Annotated in this window: 16 protein-coding genes; 10 read left to right on the top strand and 6 right to left on the bottom strand. The window is 68.1% G+C overall.

Annotated elements, in window-relative coordinates; all coding sequences use genetic code 11:
- Positions 1–2: 2 nt before the first annotated feature.
- Entirely contained in the window at positions 3–1,247 is a 1,245-nt protein-coding gene (locus tag HII28_RS09995; RefSeq protein ID WP_170025263.1) for an extracellular solute-binding protein, read from the bottom strand.
- Between the two features lie 269 nt (positions 1,248–1,516).
- Here HII28_RS09995 and HII28_RS09990 point away from each other — a divergent pair, with 269 nt between their 5' ends.
- Positions 1,517–2,533 carry a LacI family DNA-binding transcriptional regulator gene (locus HII28_RS09990; RefSeq protein ID WP_170025262.1) on the top strand — a complete coding sequence of 339 codons (1,017 nt, stop codon included), beginning with the start codon at positions 1,517–1,519 and terminating at the stop codon, positions 2,531–2,533.
- A 117-nt stretch (positions 2,534–2,650) separates the two neighbouring features.
- Here HII28_RS09990 and HII28_RS09985 read toward each other — a convergent pair whose 3' ends face one another.
- Positions 2,651–4,858: an APC family permease gene (locus tag HII28_RS09985; RefSeq protein WP_346769258.1), complete on the bottom strand. Its 2,208-nt coding sequence runs from the start codon at positions 4,856–4,858 to the stop codon at positions 2,651–2,653.
- Between the two features lie 218 nt (positions 4,859–5,076).
- Between HII28_RS09985 and HII28_RS09980 the strand changes: the two genes are divergently transcribed.
- Positions 5,077–5,328, top strand: a complete 252-nt coding sequence (locus HII28_RS09980) for a hypothetical protein (protein WP_170025261.1) — start codon at positions 5,077–5,079, stop codon at positions 5,326–5,328.
- A 260-nt stretch (positions 5,329–5,588) separates the two neighbouring features.
- Here the strand turns inward: HII28_RS09980 and HII28_RS09975 are convergent, their stop codons facing one another.
- Positions 5,589–6,218, bottom strand: coding sequence for a PadR family transcriptional regulator (locus HII28_RS09975; protein ID WP_170025260.1), 630 nt, complete (start codon positions 6,216–6,218; stop codon positions 5,589–5,591).
- Positions 6,215–7,078 carry a DUF4097 family beta strand repeat-containing protein gene (locus tag HII28_RS09970; RefSeq protein WP_170025259.1) on the bottom strand — a complete coding sequence of 288 codons (864 nt, stop codon included), beginning with the start codon at positions 7,076–7,078 and terminating at the stop codon, positions 6,215–6,217. Before HII28_RS09970 ends, HII28_RS09975 begins: the two co-directional genes overlap by 4 nt.
- A 297-nt stretch (positions 7,079–7,375) precedes the next feature.
- On the opposite strand from HII28_RS09970, the gene HII28_RS09965 reads away from it, so the two are divergent.
- The 4 genes from HII28_RS09965 to HII28_RS09950 are packed head-to-tail and all read left to right on the top strand — an operon-like array spanning position 7,376 to position 11,195.
- Positions 7,376–7,753: a hypothetical protein gene (locus HII28_RS09965; RefSeq protein WP_205864619.1), complete on the top strand. Its 378-nt coding sequence runs from the start codon at positions 7,376–7,378 to the stop codon at positions 7,751–7,753.
- 47 nt (positions 7,754–7,800) lie between these two features.
- Positions 7,801–9,372 (top strand): MFS transporter, encoded by a 1,572-nt coding sequence (locus HII28_RS09960; RefSeq protein WP_170025258.1) that lies wholly within the window; start codon positions 7,801–7,803, stop codon positions 9,370–9,372.
- Positions 9,369–10,358 (top strand): MerR family transcriptional regulator, encoded by a 990-nt coding sequence (locus HII28_RS09955; protein ID WP_170025257.1) that lies wholly within the window; start codon positions 9,369–9,371, stop codon positions 10,356–10,358. The genes HII28_RS09960 and HII28_RS09955 overlap by 4 nt, the downstream gene beginning before the upstream one ends.
- Before the next feature lie 57 nt (positions 10,359–10,415).
- A complete protein-coding gene (locus tag HII28_RS09950) occupies positions 10,416–11,195 on the top strand; it encodes a MerR family transcriptional regulator (protein ID WP_170025256.1) in 780 nt (259 codons plus the stop codon).
- 403 nt (positions 11,196–11,598) lie between these two features.
- On the opposite strand, the gene HII28_RS09945 is transcribed toward HII28_RS09950, so the two are convergent.
- On the bottom strand, positions 11,599–12,270 hold the full coding sequence (locus HII28_RS09945; protein ID WP_205864618.1) for a hypothetical protein: 672 nt from the start codon (positions 12,268–12,270) through the stop codon (positions 11,599–11,601).
- Between the two features lie 401 nt (positions 12,271–12,671).
- Between HII28_RS09945 and HII28_RS09940 the strand changes: the two genes are divergently transcribed.
- The gene (locus HII28_RS09940; RefSeq protein WP_170025255.1) at positions 12,672–14,102 is read left to right on the top strand and encodes a PLP-dependent aminotransferase family protein; all 1,431 of its coding nucleotides are present in this window, start codon (positions 12,672–12,674) and stop codon (positions 14,100–14,102) included.
- 11 nt (positions 14,103–14,113) lie between these two features.
- Here the strand turns inward: HII28_RS09940 and HII28_RS09935 are convergent, their stop codons facing one another.
- On the bottom strand, positions 14,114–15,421 hold the full coding sequence (locus HII28_RS09935; RefSeq protein ID WP_346769256.1) for an LCP family protein: 1,308 nt from the start codon (positions 15,419–15,421) through the stop codon (positions 14,114–14,116).
- Positions 15,422–15,687: 266 nt separating this feature from the next.
- On the opposite strand from HII28_RS09935, the gene HII28_RS09930 reads away from it, so the two are divergent.
- From HII28_RS09930 to HII28_RS09920, 3 genes are read left to right on the top strand one after another with little or no spacing between them, the layout of a single operon-like run.
- On the top strand, positions 15,688–19,320 hold the full coding sequence (locus HII28_RS09930) for an efflux RND transporter permease subunit (RefSeq protein ID WP_346769255.1): 3,633 nt from the start codon (positions 15,688–15,690) through the stop codon (positions 19,318–19,320).
- A 24-nt stretch (positions 19,321–19,344) separates the two neighbouring features.
- Positions 19,345–20,115: a methyltransferase gene (locus HII28_RS09925; protein WP_205864617.1), complete on the top strand. Its 771-nt coding sequence runs from the start codon at positions 19,345–19,347 to the stop codon at positions 20,113–20,115.
- Entirely contained in the window at positions 20,102–20,581 is a 480-nt protein-coding gene (locus HII28_RS09920; RefSeq protein ID WP_170025254.1) for an NUDIX domain-containing protein, read from the top strand. Before HII28_RS09925 ends, HII28_RS09920 begins: the two co-directional genes overlap by 14 nt.

Here is a 20,581-nt window from a genome sequence, read left to right as displayed (position 1 = left end):
CTCTACTTCAGCAGCGCTTCGAGGTTCTTCTGCGTAGTGTCGAGGATCGCCTGCGGATCGCCGGTCTTCAGCTGACCCAGCTTCGAGTCCAGATCGGCCACCACGTCGGACGCCCCCTTCGCGGTCGGGACGCCCTCGGCGTACGAGGCCGCGTCGAGGAACGGCGTGTACTGCGGGTACAGCTTCTTCCAGTCGGCGGCGGCCGACTGGATGGAGGGCATCACGCCGAACGCCTTCGCGAAGGCGAGCTGGTCGCTCGTGCTGGTCAGCTTCTCCACGAGGCCGAGGGCGGCCTTCTGGTTCGGGCTGTCGGCGGCGATGCCCCAGCAGTTCGTGAACTGCAGAGTTCCCTTTCCCGCGGATCCCGACGGCAGTGGGACGACCGTGTACTTCACGCTCGGGTAGTCGGACTGCATGGCGCCCGAGATCCAGTTGCCCTCGATGGTCATCGCGCCGAGGTTCTTGCCGAACGCCTCGCCGCCCCACCCGGCTCCGACATCCGCGGCGAACTTCATCGCGCCGTCGTTGAGCATCTTCTTGGCGAAGTCGAGCGCCTGAACGTTCTGGCTGCTGTTCGCGGTCGCCTTCGTGCTGGTGGCGTTCATCAGGTTGCCGCCGTTCTGCACCATGAGGGCGCCCAGCCGCTCGTACTGGCCGCTCACCACGAGGCCGGTCCGACCCCCGGTGCTGAGTTTCTGCGCGACGGCGTCGAGCTGATCCCAGGTCTTGGGGTAGTCGGCGGAGGTGAGGCCCGCTGCCTTCCAGTCGTCGTTGTTCACGATGAGCTGGAGCGTCGAGAAGTCCTTCGGTGCGCAGTAGAGCTTGCCGTCGTACGTGAAGCTCTTCACGAGCGAGGGATAGAAGTCCGACTTGTTCTTCAGCTGGTCGCCGTACGCGAGCAGGGATCCGTTGGAGGCGTATCCGGCGAGGGATCCGGTGGAGAGGTAGAACACGTCGGCCGGCTTCTTCGCCGCGAAGCCCTGGGCGAGCTGCTGGTCGAGGTTGTTGGCGGCGACCACCTTGGCGCCGGTGCCGGAGGACTTGGACCAGGAGGCCACGGCATTCGTCACCGCCTTCGTCTCGGCGTCGCCGCTCGAGCCGATCATCACGGTGAGCGACTTGTTCGACGAGGACAGCGCCCCTGTCGTGGAACTGCCGCTGCTGAATCCGGAACCGCAGGCGCTCAGTGCGAGCGCCGTGGCGACCGCGAGTGCGCCCGATGCCAACCATCGTGTGCGTCTTTGCATGGTGAGACTCCTCGTGTGCATGGTTTGGTGCTTTGTCACGGCTGATGAGCTCTCGGCCGTGCTGTCGTCGTGCCGGGGGTGTCCGTCGAGGCTTCGTCGCCTGGTCTGCTGCGGAGTCTGAACGCAATGCCATCGGCCCGCGACTTGAACGATCAAATTCACTGTGGACAGTTGGTTTGATCGTTCAAATGCGTGTACCGTCAAACTAATTCGGCGCTGGATGTCCTGTCAAGGCCGCGCCCCGCCGTCGCTGCGAAGGAGCTCACTCGATGCCGAAGCTGCCCACCGTGCACGATGTCGCTCGCGTGGCCGGCGTCTCGAGGCAGACCGTGTCGAATGTGCTGAACTCGCCCGACATCGTGCGACCGGACACCAGGGAGCGCGTGCAACGGGCCATCGAGACCCTCGGCTACCGGCCGCACGCCTCCGCACGGCGTCTGCGCACCCAGAAGAGCTCGACCATCGGGATCCGGCTCGATCCCATGGTCGACGGCATCTCCGGCTCGATCCTCGACCGCTTCCTGCACGCGCTCACCGAGCAGGCGGATGCCGTGGGCCTGCGCATCCTGCTGTTCACCGCGACCAGCCCCGAGGACGAGATCCGTCAGTTCGGACGCCTCGTCGACGGGTCCGACGTCGACGCGTTCGTGCTGACCTCGACGTTCTACGGCGATCCGCGCACGGAGTGGCTGATCGACCACGGTCAGACGTTCGTCACGTTCGGACGTCCGTGGGGCATCGACGACATGAACGACCTCCGTCACTCGTGGGTCGATGTCGACGGACGGGCTGGCGTCAGAGCCGCCACCGAGTCGATGCTGGCACGTGGGTTCACCAGGGTCGGGTTCCTCGGCTGGCCATCCGGTTCCGGGACCGGCGACGAGCGCGCTGGGGGCTGGCAGGATGCCATGACCGCGGCCGGACTCGATCACGATCTCGACCGGCTGCGCGAGAACGCCGTCGACACGGTGGCGGCGGCGCGCGAGGCATCCTCCCGGCTCGCGGGCCGCGTCGGCGACCTTGAAGCCGTGGTCGCGGCGAGCGACAGCCTCGCGCTCGGCGCCGTGGTGCAGACGCAGGGCGGCCTTCCCGTCGTGGGATTCGACAACACGCCGGTTTCCACGGCGATGGGGTTCTCGAGCGTCGACCAGAGGCTGGACGACGTGGCGCACGCGGTGCTGGAACTGCTCACGGACAGCGGTGCCGACACCAGCCGGCACCGTCTCGTCACCCCGGAACTCGTGGTGCGGTCGTCCCACCCGCCCGTTGTTCCCGACGCGTCCTGAGATCGTCGATGGCCGGTCTCGGGCGGCGACCTGTCACTGGGTCGCGACTCGCCCCGGGCTCAGCGCTGTCCGGCTCGGTAGCTCAACGCTCAGTGCGCAGTGCGCAGTGCGCAGCGCTCAGTGACGGCCGGCGTGCGAGTGCGACTTCGTCGTGTCCGGTTGAGTCGGCGGTGTGTCCGTACCCGTCGTGTCCGCGCCGCGCGGGGCAACCTTGCCCGAGGCATCCGTGACGGATCCGGTCTGCGCCGAAGCATCGCGGCGCCCGCGCCCCGAGACATTCGGCACGGCAGGAGCGAGCGGACGACGCGGGATGGCACGGATCGGCTCGCCGCGGCGATCCTGTCCGGGCAGCGGACGAGAGCGGCGTCCATAGATCAGCTCGGACGAGTCCAGCAGCCATGGCACGAGGGCGATCGTCACGCCGTGGATCAGCATGAGCTGCTTGGAGATGCGGCGGGCACGGTGGTTGTGCAGGAACGACTCCCACCAGTGGCCGACGATGTACTGCGGCAGGTACACCGTTGTGACCTCGGATCCGTGTTCCTCGCGGCGGTGCTTGATGTACTTCGCGAGCGGAACGCCGAAGTCGCGGTACGGCGACTCGATGATCGTGAGCGGCACATGGATGTTCATGTCGTGCCACTGCTGCTGCAGGATATCCGTCGACTCTTCCTCGACGGAGAGGTGCACGGCCTCGATGGACTGGTGACGGGCGGCGATCGCGTAGTCGAGCGCCTTGAGCACCGGCTTCTGCATCTTGCCGACGAGCACGATCGCATGGTCGCCGCTCGCGCCGAAGGTCGTCGTCGGGTCGACCTCGACCTCCTTGGCCACGTCGCGGTAGTAGCGGTTCACGCCCATCATGAGCAGGAACAGGATCGGCATCATGATGAACACCAGCCACGCACCGTGCGTGAACTTGGTGATGGTCACGACGACGAGAACGCTGAAGGTGAGCAGAGCACCGAACGCGTTGATCGACATGCTGCGGATGATCGTGCCGCGATCCTTCGCCTGCCGCCTGGCATCGCTGTCGCGCAGCATCCCGATCCAGTGCTTCACCATGCCCGATTGGCCGAGTGTGAACGAGACGAACACACCGATGATGTACAGCTGGATCAGGTTGGTGAGGTTGGCCTGGTAGATGACCAGCAGGAGGATCGCCGCCAGCGCCAGCGCGATGACGCCGTTCGAGAAGACCAGGCGGTCGCCGCGGGTGGAGAGCGCCTTGGGGGCGTAGGAGTCACGGGCGAGAACGGATCCGAGCAGCGGGAATCCGTTGAACGCCGTGTTGGCGGCCAGCAGCAGGACGACGGCCGTTGCCGCCTGCACGATGAAGAACGGTATGGAGTTGTTGCCGAACGTCGCGGATGCCAGTTGCGCGATGAGCGAGCGCTGCGGCTGTGTGCTGCATCCCTTCCATCCGATGAGATCGCACGGATTCTCCGCGTAGTGCACGCCGCTGATCAGCGCGATGGCCATCAGCCCGGCGAACAGGAAGATGGCGATGCCGCCCATGAGGAGCAGCGTGGTGCGGGCGTTGCGGATCTTCGGCGTGCGGAACGCCGGCACACCGTTGGCGACGGCCTCGACACCGGTCAGGGCGGAACATCCGCTCGAGAAGGCGCGCAGAAGAAGGAGTACGACGGCGGCCTGGGCGAGGCCCTGGGCCTTCACCTCGTAGCCGGCTGACTCGGCGACCGGCGCGAAGCCGAGCGCCGTGCGGATGAGCGCGGTGGCGACCATCACGCCGATCGACCCGATGAAGACGTAGGTCGGGATGGCGAACGCCTTGCTGGCCTCGCGCACGCCGCGCAGGTTCATGCCCGCGATGAGGATGACGAAGGCGACGGCGAGCTCGACGCGGAACCCGCTGAGCCATGGCAATGCGGAGATGATGTTGTCCACGCCACTGGCGACCGAGACGGCGACGGTCATCACATAGTCGACGAGCAGAGCGGATGCCACGATCAGCCCGGCCTTCTCGCCGAGGTTCTTGTGCGCCACCTCGTAGTCGCCGCCGCCGGACGGATACGCCTTGACCAGCTGGCGGTACGACGCGACGACGGTGAGCATGAGCACGACGACGGCGAGCGCGATCCACGGGGAGAACGCGAGGAACGCGGTGCCGCCGACCAGCAGCACCATCATGAGCTCCTGAGGAGCGTAGGCCACGGAGGACAGTGCGTCGCTGGCGAAGATCGGCAGTGCCAGGTGCTTGGGGAGGAGTTGTCCCTCGAGCTTCTCGCTGGGTAGGGGATCCCCGATCAGCCACCGTTTTGCAGAGCGACCATCGAGCCCGGGGACCTTCCCCTCATTTGTCACGAGGGACGACACTACTACCTGCCTAATGACTGTCAAGTCGGCGCGTCGCGGTGTCAAGCGAACGTACAGCGTTGTAACGGCGGGCGCTCGGATTCGGGGACGAAATGCCCGTTCGGAACGGGTTTTCGAACCGATTCCGCGTCGGCGGCGATCCGACGTCGCCGCACGGTTCGCAAAAGGGTGGGTTCGGGCCGGGGACGCCGACCTACCCTGAAGGCATGCCACGACGAACAGGTGGCGAAACGGTCCACGCGCACGGTCTGACCCAGGCGGTCGAGTGGCTGGACGGCAAGCTGGTCCCGCTTCTGGGGCCGGCGTCGCTCGGCCCCTACGACGCCGAGCCGCCGCACAGCACGGCCTGCCCGTTGTGCGGGCTGCCGCTGGCCGGTCACAACACGGAGAAGTCGGAGGGTCACGTGTTCCTGCGTTGCCCGAATGGCACCGTGACAGAGACCGGGCGGGCGGCCTGACCAGTCGGCCGCACGGCGTGACCCGCGCCGCCTCGCGCCGACGGTGTGAACCGAAGAGTCGCTGAAGGGTGAACGTGCCGAGCGAGGCCCGGCGCGTCGGTCCGATGTGCGCGCCCGGTTCCCCGTCCTCCGTCTTGCCGCGGTCGCTCGAGCCCGCATTCTGTTGTCGATCCACCCAGCTCTTCACGTGAACCGCGGGGTGGATCGACAAGGAAGGGGCGGCTCGGGACAAGGGACGCGGTGCCTCGCGTGAACCGCGCTCAGAGCGGCAGGCGGTCCAGCAGTTCCGTGCGCAGGCGGGTGAGGCCGTCGCGCAGTTCGGTGATGGCGGCATCCGGGATGCCGGTGCGTCCGGATGCGCGGCGCAGGTCCGCGCGCACCTGCTGCCGGAACTCGTTCAGCACGATCTCGGCCTGGCGGAGGGCGAAGCGGGATTCGGCGCGCGGGTCGGGCGTGGCATCCTTCGGGGCACCCCCGCCCGTTGCGGCCTGGGCATCGCGCTTCGCGTCGCGGGCTGCAGCAGCGAGGTCGGCGCGCAGGCTCTTCATCGCCTGGTTCACCCCGGCCCGCACCTCGTCGGCCATGCGGCGCAGTGAGTCCGTGACCTCGTTCTCGATGTCGTCCAACTCGGATGCCCGAGTCTGCAGTTCCGTGCGTCCGGCATCGGTGATGGCGTACACCGTCTTGCGGCCGACCGTGGTCTTGGTGACGAGTCCCTCTTCTTCGAGCTTCGACAGGCGCGGATAGATCGTGCCGGCGCTCGGGCTGTAGGTGCCGCCGAAGCGGTCGCTCAGAGCCTGGATGAGTTCGTATCCGTGCTTGGGGGACTCGTCCAGCAGGCTCAGCAGGTAGAGCCGGAGGCTGCCGTGGGAGAAGACTGCGGGTGTCATGCGACGCCGTCCGCGGCATCCGTTCCTGCGTTCCCGGCCCAGGTCGAGGCTCCGGCGGAGCGGCGGACGACCGAGAGGTTGCCGGAGACGGAGTTGACGGACAGGTCGAGCCAGCGTCCCTCGAGCGATCCGGTCTGATGGGTGAACGTCTTGCCCATCGAACCGCGCACGATGGTGGTGCCGTCGAGGTGGGCCACGCCGCTGACCGTGTTGATGCGGTAGCGCACGCCGACGGAGTCGTCGAGCCGGATCGTGACGTCACCGGAGACCGAGTTGGTGCGCACGTCGAACGGCACGTCGAACAGATCGAGGTAGACGTTCGCGCTCACGCTGTCGACGCTGAACTTGGGCACGCTGCCCGAGACGGTGATGTCGCCGGAGACGGTGTGCGCCGCGACCTCGCCGCGGTGGTCCCTGGTCGTCAGCTCTCCGCTGACCGTGTTGAGGTCGAGGTCGCCGATCACGCCGTCCGTGGTGATCTCGCCGCTGACGGTGTTGAGCTTCGCGTCGGTCACGAGTCCGCTGACGAGGGCGGTGGCGGACACGACGCCGAGCGTGAGGGCGACGTCTCGCGGAACGAGGATGGTGACATCCGCTTCCGCCTTGCCGCGCCAGGATCGGAACACCTCGATGAAGTTGTCCCAGCGCCACTGCGGGTGGTCGACCTCGAGCACGTCACCGTCGATGGAGACCTTGATCTCCTTGCCGGAAACGTTGGTCACCTCGACGCGGGCGGAGGGGTCGTCGTGGCCGATGACGTCGACCTGACCGCCGATCAGGCTCACCTTGAGCTTGCGCACGATCTCGAGATCGATCGTCTTCGAGTCGCCCGGCATGATCAGCCAGCGTTCCTGTGCCATGGTCTTCTGCCTTTCGTCTGGCGGTGCCTGTCGTGCCTGGGGGCTGTCGGTGGGCGTCGCTTGGTTCGTGTGGGATGTCGTCGGTTCGGTTTCGACGTTGATCGAGATATATCGCGACTGACGAGAAACACGATATATCGCGTTTAGCGATCGCGCAAGGCCGATCTGTGTCGTGTGTCGTCGGGTTTCACGCCAGCCCTCGGATCGGCGCCCGGCCCGCGTCCCGGGAGCGAGCGGGAGCCTTGCGGCGACGGCAGGCTTGACGGAGGCTGTGCCAGACGTTGCTGCGAGGAGGTCATGGTGAGCGGGATTCCGGAACTGCGCGAAATCGACGACGACGAGATGCGCCGCACGCTGACCGAGACGAGGCCGTACACGGTGGTGCTGCTGCATCCCGGACCGGAGTTCGGATCCCCCGGCGCGCGAGCCATCATCTGGGAGCACGGACGCAGGAACATGCAGCTGCGTGACGCGGGCATCCTCTCGATCGTGCTGCCGGTGCGCGACGGCGGCGATCTCTCCGGAGTCGGTGTGTTCGGCGCCGGCGTCGAGGAGACGACGGCGATCATGGCGGGCGACCCGGCCGTCGCTGCGGGAGTGCTCGTCGCGGAGGTGCACGCGGCATCCGGATTCCTCGGCAGCACGCTGCCCGATGTCGCCCCAGAGGGAAGTTGAGCGGAACCGCTTGACTCTCCCCCGACGGGAGGCTCGAGAACGGTGTCATGACAACTCACGACACCGAGATCGCGGCCGCCTTCGACAGCGCGACCGACACCGCGATCGGAACAGGACCGTCCCTCGATACAGGACCGTCCCCTGACAGGGAACCGTCCCCCGATGCGGAGAGCTCACGACTCGCGCTCGAGACCGACGACAGGACGGATGCCGTCCCCCGGCCACCGTGGCGCGCCCTCAGCGCACTGCTCATCGGCACGTTCATCACGGCCATCGACTTCTTCATCGTCAACGTCGCGCTGCCCTCGATGCAGGCGGAGCTTCATGCGAGCGAGGGCTCGGTGGAGTGGTTCGTCGCGGCGTTCTCCCTGGGGACCGCGGCCGCGCTGCTCACCGCAGCGCGGATAGGCGATCGCTTCGGCAGGCGCGGCGCCTTCGTGATCGGCATCGCGGTGTTCGTCGCGGCGTCGGTGGTGTGCGCGGCCGCGGCCGACGCGGAGGTGCTGGTGATCGGGCGATTCGTGCAGGGGGTCGCGACGGCGTTCGTGACCACCAGTGTGATGGCGATGATCGGATCCGTCTTCCACGGGCCGGCTCGCGCACGAGCGATCGGGCTGTATGCCGCGGTGCTCGGCATCGGGGCCGCCGCCGGCCAGATCATCGGCGGACTCCTCGTTGGCGCCGACCTCTGGGGACTCGGATGGCGCTCCATCTTCGCGATCAACGTGCCCATCGGCATCCTCGCCCTGGTGCTGACCCCGTTCGTCGTGCCGGCAACACGCGGAATCGCCCGTCGACTGGATGTCGGGGGCGTCGTGCTGATGACGGCCGCCATCGTCGCGCTGGTGCTGCCTCTGGTGGAAGGACGCGACAGCGGATGGGCGCCTTGGGTGTGGGTGAGCTTCGCGCTCGTCCCTGTTCTCGTGGCCGTCTTCTTCGCACAGCAGCGCCGCCTCGAGTCCCGCGGCGGGGCGCCCATGTTCCCGCCGATGCTGCTGCGCACCCCGGCGTTCAGGTGGGGGCTTCTCTGGCAACTCGTCTTCTGGTGCGGACAGGCGTCGTTCTACGTCGTGCTGACCATGTACCTCCAGCTCGGCCGCGACCTGACCGCGCTCGAGTCCGGGATCGTGTTCCTCGGGCTCGCCGTCCCGTACTTCGTCGCGGTCGCGCTCGTGCCGCGGCTCGTCGCTCGACTCGGCCGTCTCGTGCTGGTGCTCGGCAGCGTCGCGAACCTGATCGGCTTCACCGCGCTCGCCGTCGTTGCGCTGACCGGAGCGGATGTGGCGTGGGTGCTCGTCGGCCTGGTGTTCTGCGGCGCCGCGCAGGGACTCAGCATCCCGCCGTCCACCGGTCTCGTGCTCGGCACGGCCGACGCGGCGGATGCCGGGATCGTCTCCGGAGCGCTCTCCACCATGCAGCAGGTGGGCGGAGCGCTCGGCGTGGCCGTCGTCGGCACCGTGTTCTTCGGCATGCTGGGTTCGGCGCCAGGCGGATCAGGAGTCGCGGATGCCTTCGCCTCGAGCCTGCAGCCGCTCGCCGTCGTCGCGGCCCTGGCGCTTGTGCTCACCTTCCTTCTTCCGCGGGGAACCCGTGCAGCACACACCGGAGGTGCCCGATGATCTCCACGCGCGAGGGGCGACGGTCGCGCTCGTCGCTGGGTCGGCATCCGGATGCGAGGATCGTCGACGTGGCGCACACTCTCGTCTCCATAGGCGACTTCTCCCGCATGACGCACCTCACCGTGAAGGCGCTGCGGTACTACCACGACGTGGGGGTGCTCGAGCCTGCTGACATCGATCCGGACAGCGGATACCGCCGGTACAGCACGGAACAGGTGCCCGTCGCGCAGGTGGTGCGGCGTCTCCGCGACCTCGACATGCCGATCGATGCCGTGCGCGAGGTGGTCTCGGCGCCGGACGTCGAGGCCAGGAACGCCGCCATTGCGGACCATCTCTCGCGGATGGAGGATCAGTTGGCGCAGACGCGCTCGGCTGTGGCATCCCTCCGCTCGCTGCTCCAGCCTGTCAAGCGGGGCGAACGCGAGATCGAGTTCCGGTCCACGGCACCGATGCAGGCGCTGGCCATCAGTGCGAGGACGTCCCTCGCGGATGCGCTCGCCTTCGTCGCCGGCGCGGTCACCGAGATCCTCGCCACCGGGAAGGAGCTGGGCCTCGGCGAGCCCGGAGTGCCGGGCGCGCTCTTCTTCGAGGACGTCTTCGAGAAGGACGTGGGGGAGCTCGTCGCGTTCGTGCCGTTCGAACGTTCGGCGACGCCGGGAGACCGGGGCGGACACGGACACGGACACGGGGACGGTGACGGACACGGGGATGGGGTCGCGGTCGGCGCCGCAGCCGGCGCGGTGCCGGGACGAGCCGACTGGTATGAGGTGCCAGGCGGGGAGTGGGCCGTGCTGCTGCACACCGGAACGCACGACGATCTCGACACCGCGTACGCCGAGGCCGGCTCGTTCGTCGCCTCGCGGGCCATCGGGGTGACGGGCGCGATCCGCGAGGACTTCCTCGTCTCGCGCCTTCAGACACCGGATCCCGACGCCTGGCGCACCGAAGTGTGGTGGCCCGTGTTCCGGACTGCGGCGTCGGCGTGACATCCGTTCGCCATTCCGCTTGACATTGACGCAACGTCAACCTCTACCGTCGAAGACATGACGGATGACACGGATGCCGAACCGCTCGCCGAGCGCTCCATCCAGGACCTCGCGAGGCTCGTCGGCACCACCAGCCGCACGCTGCGTCACTACGACGACATCGGGCTGCTGAAGCCGAGCCGGATCGGCGCGAACGGATACCGCTACTACGACGAACGGGCGTTCGTGCGGCTGCAGCGGATCCTGCTGCTGCGCGACCTCGGACTCGGGCTCGCCGATATCGCGGCCGTGCTCGGCCGCGAGCAGGACGAGACCGTTGCGCTCCGGCACCACCTGCACTGGCTGAAGAGCGAGCAGGACCGGCTGGCGCGGCAGGCGGCATCCGTGGCATCCACGATCGACGCATTGCAGAAGGGAGAGGCGATCATGGCCGAGAACGCATTCGACGGATTCGATCACACGCAATACAAAGAGGAGGTGGAGGAGCGCTGGGGCAGCCAGGCGTACGCGAAGAGCGATGCCTGGTGGCGGTCGAAGAGCGAGACGGAGAAGCGTGAGTTCCAGCAGCAGCACCTCGACATCGCCGCCGACTACGCGTCGGCCAAGGCGGAAGGCGCCGACCCGGCGGATGACCGCGTGCAGCAGATCGTTCAGCGTCACGTGGACTGGCTGAACCTGGCCGCGCCTGCAACGGGTGTGACCATGGGCCGCGAGGTGCTGCTCGGATACGGCGACATGTACGTCGCCGACGAGCGGTTCGCCGCGAACTACGGCGGCACCGAGGGTGCGACGTTCGTGCGCGACGCGTTCCGCGTCTACGCGGACCGGCAGCTGTAGCCCCGCACTTCACCGCCCACCCCGCGAGGGTGCCCGTTCCTCCTCCCGAAGGTGCGCGTAACTCCTCGCGAAAGTGCGCGTAACTCCTCGCGAAAGTGCGCGTAACTCCTCGCGAGGGTGCCCGCTTCTCCTCGCGAAAGTGCCCGTAACTCCGCGCGAGGGTGCCTGTTTCTTCTCCCGAGAGTGTGTCTTTTCGTCGCGAGAGAGCCGCGCGTCTCCCCTGACAAAGTCGCACCTTCGGGAGGAGGATCGGGCACTTTCGAGAGGAGAATCGGGCACTTTCGGGAGGAGGAGCGGGCACTTTCGGGAGGAGGAGCGGGCACTTTCGGGAGGAGGAGCGGGCACTTTCGCGTGAATGGCGGGCGCGGGCACCCTCGCGGAGAGGGATCGGGTCTCGGGCGGGTCAGCGGCGGGCAGTGAAGGCCCAGGGCTCCGGAGAGCGCGTGCGGCCGCGGGATGCGGCGTCGGACTCGATGAGGCGGGCGTCGTCGGGGGAGCCGGGGGCGGCATCCGGGATCCGCAGCGCGAACAGCGGGATCGTCACGTGTACCAGCGGGCCGATGCAGAGTGCGAACGCGAGGGTGCCCCATCCGACGTTGCCGCCGAGCAGCCAGCCGACGAGCAGCACGGCGGCCTCGATGGCCGAGCGCACCAGCCAGATCGGTCTCCCGGTGCGCGCGTGGAGGCCCGTCATGAGGCCGTCCCGCGGACCAGGCCCGTACTGGGCGCCGATGTAGAGCCCCGATGCCACGGCGATGAGCAGCAGCCCGCCCGCGAACAGCAGGATGCGCGCCCACAGTTCGCTCGGCTGCGGAATGACCGACAGGCCGAACTGCGCAGACGGCCCGATCAGCAGCACGTTGAGCACCGTTCCGAGCCCAGGACGCTGGCGCAGCGGGATCCACAGCAGCAGCACGGCGGCGCCAACGAGGTTGGTCACGAGGCCGAACGGGATGCCGGTGTGCAGCATGATCCCCTGCGCGAGCACATCCCACGGCTCGATGCCGATGGTGGCCTGCATCATGGTCGCCATCGCGAAGCCGTACAGGAACAGGCCGGCGAGCAGCTGCGTCATCCGACGAGCCCGCGTCGCGGGACGGACGCTCAGCGGCCGAACGTGCAGAGCTCGCGCGCGAAAGGCTCGTGCGCGCGCCAGAGTTCGATCGCTCAGAGCCCGATCATCCGGCTTCCGATCGCCCGGCGTGGGAACGCCGTGCGTTCCAGCACCGTGCGTACCGACACCGTGCGTGGGAACGCCGTGCGTTCCAGCACCGTGCGTACCGACACCGTGCGTACCGACCCCGTTGGTTTCAACGCTCTCGGTCCGAACACCCGTCTGCGCACGCTCGACGAGCGGGCGGACGCCCCGGAGCCGATCGCCGGAGCGCGACACAGGAAGCTGGATTGGCTGCATGCTAGGTATCCAATCCGAGGATTGGCCTTTCCTTGAAGAGCCAATTCGGTTAAAGTGGCTTGATGGCATCGACGTCGATCAGCTCCCGGTCTCTCCTTGACCTGCTCGGCCAGTGGCGCGATGCCGGGCCGTCTTACGAGGCCTTGGCCGATCGCATCCGTCTGCTCGTGATCGACGGTCGCCTGCTCTCCGGCGTGCGCCTACCCGCCGAGCGCGAACTGGCCGCTCAGCTCGAGGTGAGTCGCACCACGGTGACCGCCGCATACCAACGGCTGCGGGATCAGGGCTTCGCAGTGAGCAGGCAGGGATCCGGCACGCGGACCGTCATCCCCGGCACGGCACCCACCTCGCCCGCGCCTCCGACCGGTCTGCTCGACTTCACCAAGGCGGCGCTCCCCGCCCCGTCGATGATGTCGGATGCCGTGCGCCGCGCATCCGAATCGCTCACGCCTCTGCTCGGCGACTCCGGCTACGACACGATCGGCCAGCCGGCGCTGCGGGCCGCCATTGCCCGTCGCTACACGGAGCGCGGATTGCCGACCGATCCGGACGAGGTGCTCGTCACCGTCGGCGCTCAGCAGGGGATCACGCTCATCGGCCGGGCTCTGGTGAGCCGCGGGGATCGCGTGCTGATCGAGGTGCCGACGTATCCGCACGCGTACGACGCGCTCTCCGCGGCCGGCGCGCGTCTCGTGACGGCCCCGGTCTCCGTGGACTCGCTCGACGGATGGGATGTCGACGCGTTCGAGTCGGTCGTGCGCCGCACGTCACCCGCCGTCGCCTACGTCATGCCCGACTTCCAGAACCCGACGGGCCGCTCGATGACGGCGTCCGTGCGGCGACGGATCCTCGATGCCGCCGCCGCGCAGGGCACCGTCGTGATCGCCGACGAGACCCCTGGCGAGTTGGACATCGACCGCCCGGAGACGCTCCCGCCGCTCGCGGCCGTTGCAGGCGGGGCGCAGGTGATCACGCTCGGGTCGGCGAGCAAGACCATGTGGGGCGGGCTCCGGGTGGGCTGGGTGCGCGCGGAGCGATCCGTCATCCGCAGGCTGCATGCCGTGCGCGTCAACATGGACCTCGGAACGCCCGTGCTCGACCAGCTCGTGGTCGCCGAGTTGCTCGAGGATTACGGCCGGGTGCTCGCGGAGCGGCGCGGAGCCCTTCGTGCGGGCCGCGATGCAACAGAGCGCGTCATCGCGGAGGCGTTCCCGGACTGGGTCGTGCCGCATGTGCACGGCGGGTTGGCGCTCTGGGTGAACATCGGCGCACCGGTGAGCTCCCAGCTGGCACTTGCTGCGCGCAGCGAGGGACTCCTGGTCACTGCCGGACCGCGGTTCGGCGTGGACGGCGCATTCGAGCGGTTCCTTCGCATCCCGATCACGTACGCCGAGAGCGACGTCGAACGAGCGGTCTCTGCGCTGCAGCGGGCGTGGCCGGCGGCTGCACGGCATCCGCTCCCCGAAGCGGGGTTGCTCGCCGCGGTCGTCTGAGCGCCACCGGGCTAGCCGTCGCCGTTCGAGCAGGTCTGGGTTGCCGCCGTCTGACCCTTCACGTTGTCGCTCAGTGTTGCCGCGGGCGCCGGCGTGCCGGCCGGAGCCATGCTCGATGCGGTCGGTGCCGCAGTCGCCGCGGGCTGATCCGTGGATCCCGACGCTTGGACGGATCCCTGCCCGGTTCCGCCGGTGAGCGCGAGCGGCTGGTCAGCGGCGATGGCGTCGGTGAGCGTCTTCGCCGAGTCCTCGTCGGGGACCACGCGCTGGTCGTTGTCGGGATCGGTGAGCACCGGGTACTGCACGAACGTGATGTCGTCGAAGCTCAGGCCCTTCAGCGCCAAGGCCAGCTGGTAGAGGCTCGTCGGGTTGTTGAGGTTGTCCGTGAGTCGGATGTTGGACACCGCGGCCTTGGCCAGCCCCCACAGCTTCACCGGATTGGAGAGGGTGTCACCGCTCAAGATCTGGCGCACCAACGCGGAGAGGAAGACCTGTTGGTTGCTGATACGCGACAGGTCGCTCCCGCCGACGACGCCGTGACGGCTGCGCAGGAACTGCGCAGCCTGCTCGCCCTGGAGCGTGGCATTTCCGGGCGGGAGCTGCAGGTTGCCGGCATCCGGATCGTCGATCCCGTCGCCGCCGATGCACACCGTCACGCCGCCGACCGCGTTCGACATCGCGACCACGCCGGCGAACTTGATGAGGCCTGCCGCTTGGATGTCGAGGGTGGTGAGGTGCTTGATGACTTCCACGGTGCACGGGAGGCCGCCGTCGGCGAGCGAGGAGTTGAGCTGCGCTTTCGACATCGCACTGTTCCAGCCGCCGTTGCCGTCGGGGCATCGCGGGAACTCGATCATGAGATCGCGCGGAAAGCTGATCACCTCGGCGTGCGTGTGGTCCTGCGCGAGGTGCAGCAGCATGGTCACGTCGTTGAGCCCGATGCCCGAGCTGTCGTCGGTGGTGCCGTAGTCACTGCCCTGGTCCGTGCGCGAGTCGCTCGCGGCGATCAGGATGTTCATCCCGCCTTGCAGCGCACCGATGTCCGGGATGGGTCCCGCCGTCTGGCCGACCAGATGCACGGGAGGCGGCGCGTCGCTCACCAGGTTCGCCGCAGCCACCCCCACGATTCCGAGGGTGCTGACCAGCGCTACTGTCGCTGCCGACGCGACGATCTTGCCTGCGGTGGACCACGGATGCCGCCGCAGGCGTCCGTGCCGCGCGATCCCTCGCCGCGAGCGCTTGCCGGTCCGCGCGCCGGGAGGCGTCGGTGCCGCGGCGGGAGCGCTCTCGCCGGGCGTCATCCAGTCGTCATCCGCCACGAGGACTCCTCACCCTGTGCGTCCCACGCGGATGGCGGATCCTCACGGAACCGACCGCTGCGAGACCAACTACTGCGAGACGAGCACTGACAGAGCCGTTCGGGCGACCATGAACCGAGCCGTTTGCTAGGAGGCTAGCGGACACTACACCGTGCCCGGTAGTTGACGGGTGTCAACCGTCCAGCCGCGGGTGCGATAATCGCCCGGTCGGCGGGGATGCCGGCGTCCTGCAGATCGCGTCATCTCACTCTTCTAAGGATTCGCACGTGCACTCCCTTGCCGTTCTGAGCATGAAGAACCGTGCTCTCATCGCGCTCGTCACGATCGTGGTCGCCGTTTTCGGCGGCATCGCCCTCACCAACCTGAAGCAGGAGCTGACGCCGTCGATCGACTTCCCGGAGCTGGTCATCGTGACCACGTATCCGGGCGCCTCGCCTCAGGTCGTCGAGAACGATGTGAGCACTCCGATCGAGTCCGCGATCCAGAACGTGCCGAACCTCGACAGCACGTCGGCGGTGAGCAGCACGAACCAGTCGCTCATCACAGCGAAGTTCACCTACGGATCAGACCTCGACACGGCCGAGCAGAAGATCAACCAGGCGATCGACAACATCTCGGGCCGCCTGCCCGCCAACGTGAAGCCGCAGGTGTTCGCGGGAAGCATCTCCGATCTGCCGATCATCGAACTCGCGGTGACGAGCGACGAGAGCGAGAAGCAGCTCGCCGCCGACATCAAACGTCTTGTGCTGCCGGACATCACCAAGATGGACGGCGTCGCCTCCGCCCAGCTCATCGGCGCCGTCGGCCAGCGTGTCACGATCACGCCGGACCCCGTGAAGATGGCGGCGGCCGGCGTGAGCACGCAGTCCATCACGACGGCACTGCAGCAGAACGGCGTGCTCGTCGGGGCCGGATCCATCACGGCGGACGGCAAGACGCTCAACGTGCAGGCCGGATCCACGATCACGTCGGTCGAGCAGATCGCGTCGCTTCCACTCGTGTCGTCGAGCTCCGCTTCGGGTGCGGCGTCGGCATCCGGGTCCGCTGCCGGGTCGGCCTCTGGCTCGGCAGCCTCGGGGTCTAGCGCGACGGGACCGTCGACGGGATCGGCATCGTCGTCGCAGAGCGCCGCGGCTGCGGCAGCCGCGCAGGCAGCACAGACGCCAGCCGTGCACACGATCGGCGACGTCGCAACGGTGGCCATCACGGATGACCCCACCTCCTCGATCTCGCGCGTGAACGGCAAGCCCGCGCTCACCATCGCCGTCACGAAGACGCCGACGGCCAACACGGTGCAGGTCTCCAACGAGGTCAAGAAGCAGACATCGGACTTCGAGAAGTCCCTTGGGCACAACGCGAAGTTCACGACGGTGTTCGACCAGGCCCCGTTCATTCAGCAGTCGATCAACTCGCTCGCCGAAGAGGGTCTGCTCGGTCTTGCGTTCGCCGTGATCATCATCCTGATCTTCCTGTTGTCGATCAGGTCGACGATCGTCACGTTCATCTCCATCCCCACGTCGGTGCTCATCACGTTCCTGGGCATGTGGGCGAGCGGCTACACGCTGAACATCATCACGCTCGGTGGTCTCACGATCGCGATCGGCCGTGTCGTCGACGACTCGATCGTCGTCATCGAGAACATCAAGAGACACATGGTCGCGGGCGTCGACCGGGCCAAGACGATCATCGCCGCCGTGCGCGAGGTGGCTGGCGCCGTCACGGCGTCCACCATCACGACCGTCGCGGTGTTCCTGCCGATCGCCTTCGTGGGCGACGTGACGGGCGAGCTGTTCCGGCCGTTCGCTGTGACCGTGACCATCGCGCTGCTCTCGTCGCTGCTCGTGGCACTCACGATCGTGCCGGTGCTGGCGTACTGGCTCGTGCGTCCGCCGAAGCCGGCCACCCTGCAGAGGCGTGCCGCCAAGCAGGCCGCGAGGGATGAACGCAAGGCGGCCAAGCGAGCTGCCAAGGCCGCCAAGAAGGGCGGGGTGGTCAGCTCCGGGGCGTCCGCAGGGCAGGCCGGTGCGGAGGGATCTGCCGTGCAGGTCGCCGCCGCGGCCGGGAGCCCGGCAGAGCAGGCGGCGTTCCGTGAGGCGGAGGCCGCCAGGCAGGCGGAGTTCGCGGCGGACGACGCTGCGAGCCACATGTCGATCGCGGATGCCGTGGCCAGCGGCCACGACGAGCTCGAGCATCCGTCCCGCCTGCAGCGCGGCTACCTGCCGATCATCAACTTCACGCTGAAGCACTCGGCGGTGACGATCATCGTCGCCGTGCTCGTGCTGGGCGGAACGCTCGCACTCGCACCGCTGATGAAGACGAACTTCCTGGGATCCAGCGGCCAGAACACGCTCTCCGTGACCCAGACGTTCGAACCGGGCACGAGTCTGCAGGCGGAGGACGACGCGGCCACCGTCGTGGAGAAGAAGCTTCTGTCGATCGACGGCATCGAGACCGTGCAGCTCTCCATCGGCACGTCGGGCAGTGCGCTGGCTGATGCCTTCGGCGGCGGCGGCGCGAACAGCGCCACCTTCTCGATCACGACCGACCCCGAGGCCGACCAGGACGCCCTCCAGACGACTGTGCAGAACGAGCTGAAGAACCTCGACGTGCCGGGCGACGTGAAGGTGTCGTCGAACGCGGGATTCGGCGGATCCAGCAGCATCGAGGTGGACATCACCGCCTCGAACCAGGCCGACCTGAAGTCCGCGACCGACTCCGTGGTGACCCAGCTCGACAAGCTGAGCTCGGTGAACCAGGTGACGAGCAACCTCGCCTCGACGCTGCCGTACATCGCGGTGAGCGTCGACCGCACGACGGCCGCTCAGTACGGCCTCAGCGAGGTCGCGGTCGGGTCGCAGGTCTCGGCGGCCATGCAGCCCACGCAGGTGGGAACGGTGTCGATCGACAACACGTCGCTCACGATCTACATCGCCGACAAGAACCAGCCGATGACGGTCGATGAGCTGAAGAACCTGCAGATCCAGACGCTGCGCGGTCCGCAGCCGCTGTCCACGCTGGCCGATGTGCACGACGCCAAGGGGCCGGCGACGGTCACGACGCAGAAGGGGCTGCAGAGCTCGACGGTGACGGCGAATCCGGTCGGCGACGACCTCAGCACCGCGAACACCCAGGTGTCGGAGGCGCTGACGAAGGTCGACCTGCCGAGCGGGGCGGCCGCGACGATCGGCGGTGTCACCTCGAACCAGGGCACCGCGTTCGCGCAGCTGGGGCTCGCGATGCTGGCGGCGATCCTGATCGTCTACGTGGTCATGGTGGCGACCTTCAAGTCACTGCGTCAGCCGCTCCTGCTGCTCATCTCGATCCCGTTCGCCGCCACAGGCGCCATCGGTCTGCAGATCATCTCGCAGGTGCCGCTCGGCGTGGCATCCCTCATCGGGATGCTCATGCTCATCGGCATCGTTGTGACGAATGCGATCGTGCTCATCGACCTGGTGAACCAGTACCGCACGAAGGGGCTGTCGGTTCCGGATGCCGTGCGGCACGGTGCGTCCCGTCGTCTGAGGCCGATCCTCATGACGGCGCTCGCGACGATCTTCGCGCTGCTGCCGATGGCGCTCGGCGTCACCGGCCACGGTGGGTTCATCTCGCAGCCGCTGGCGATCATCGTGATCGGCGGGCTGATCTCGTCCACGTTGCTCACGCTCATCGTGCTGCCGACCCTCTACAACCTGGTGGAGGGCGCCCGCGACCGGCGCCGGGCACGCCGGGAGGCCAAGCGGGGCGGATCCGCGGCGGGCGGCGCAGCGTCCGGGGGATCGGACGGGTCGGGATCCGGCGGTCCGGGAGCCGGTGGTCCGGGATCCGGCGGGACAGAGCCCACGCCGACGGATGACGCGCCGCACGCGCCGACCGAGCCGGAGCCTGCTCCGGCGAGGTAGCCGCCGACCGCTACGCTGCCGCGGGTGGGAACGATCACGACGCGCCTGCTCCACGGCCTGAGTCGCTTCAACGCGGCGCATCCGTGGTCCCACAATGACGCGTACATCCCCTGGGTGTCGCGGCAGGCACGTCTGGTCCGTCGGAGCGGCGGTACCAGCGCGCTCGATGTGGGCTGCGGAACGGGCAACCTGCTGCGCGCGCTGGCGGATGTCATGGAGACCGTCACAGGCATCGAACCAGACGCGGAGACCGCAGCTCGCGCCCGCGCCACGGTGGCCGGCATCCGGTCCGCGGTCGTGCGAGAGGGGACGTTCGACGAGCTGGCCCTCGACGGATCTGGCCAGATGGATCCCGAGAACGATGGGGAAGCCGATCCCCGACCCGGCCGCACCGAACCGGGCTACGACCTCGTCACGTTCGTGGCGGTGCTCCACCACCTCCCGCTTGCGCCGACGCTCGAGAAGGCACGCTCGCTGGTGCGACCGGGAGGACGCCTGGTGATCGTCGGGCTGGCGAAGGAGACCGCTGCCGACCTGCGGTGGTCGGTGGCCTCCCTGGTGCTCAACCCCGTGATGGGTGCGCTACGACAGCCGCGAAGAGTGCAGGCGGCGCCGCAGAGCATGACGGCTCCGACGGCCGAACCGCGTGAGACGCTCGAGGAGATCGCGGATGTCGCGCGTGCGGTGATCCCCGGCGTGACGATCCGCCGCGCGCTCTTCTGGCGGTACACCGCGGTCTGGGTCGCCCCGACGCCGGCTCTGCCTGGCATACGCTCGAAGCATGCCGATTCCTGAATTCGTCGTCGCACTCCGCGAGAAGATCGGCACGATGCCGCTGTGGCTGAGCGGCACGACGGCCGTCGTCTTGCGGGGCGAGGCTGGAACCGAGCAGGTGCTTCTCGTGCGTCGCTCCGACACGGGAGAGTGGACGCCGATCACCGGCGGTGTCGAGCCGGGCGAGGAGCCCGCCGTTGCCGCGCGACGTGAAGCGCTCGAAGAGGCGAGCGTGGTCGTCGAGCCGGAACGGCTGGTGTGGGTCGTGGTCACGGATCCGATCGAGTACGCCAACGGTGATCGTGCGCAGTACCTCGACACCGTATTCCGTTGCCGGTATGTGTCTGGCGACGCCGCTGTCGGAGACGATGAGAACATCGACGTGCGCTGGTACGCCGTCGGCGAGCTGCCGGAGATGGCGCCGCGGTTCGTGCGCTCGATCGAACTCGCGATCGCGAATGCGCCGGAGGCCGTGTTCCAGAGCTGA

The organism is Planctomonas sp. JC2975 (assembly GCF_012985205.1).
Taxonomy (GTDB): domain Bacteria; phylum Actinomycetota; class Actinomycetes; order Actinomycetales; family Microbacteriaceae; genus Humibacter.
Note: the sequence above shows the minus strand (reverse complement) of the source record. Positions and strands in the feature narration are given on the sequence as shown.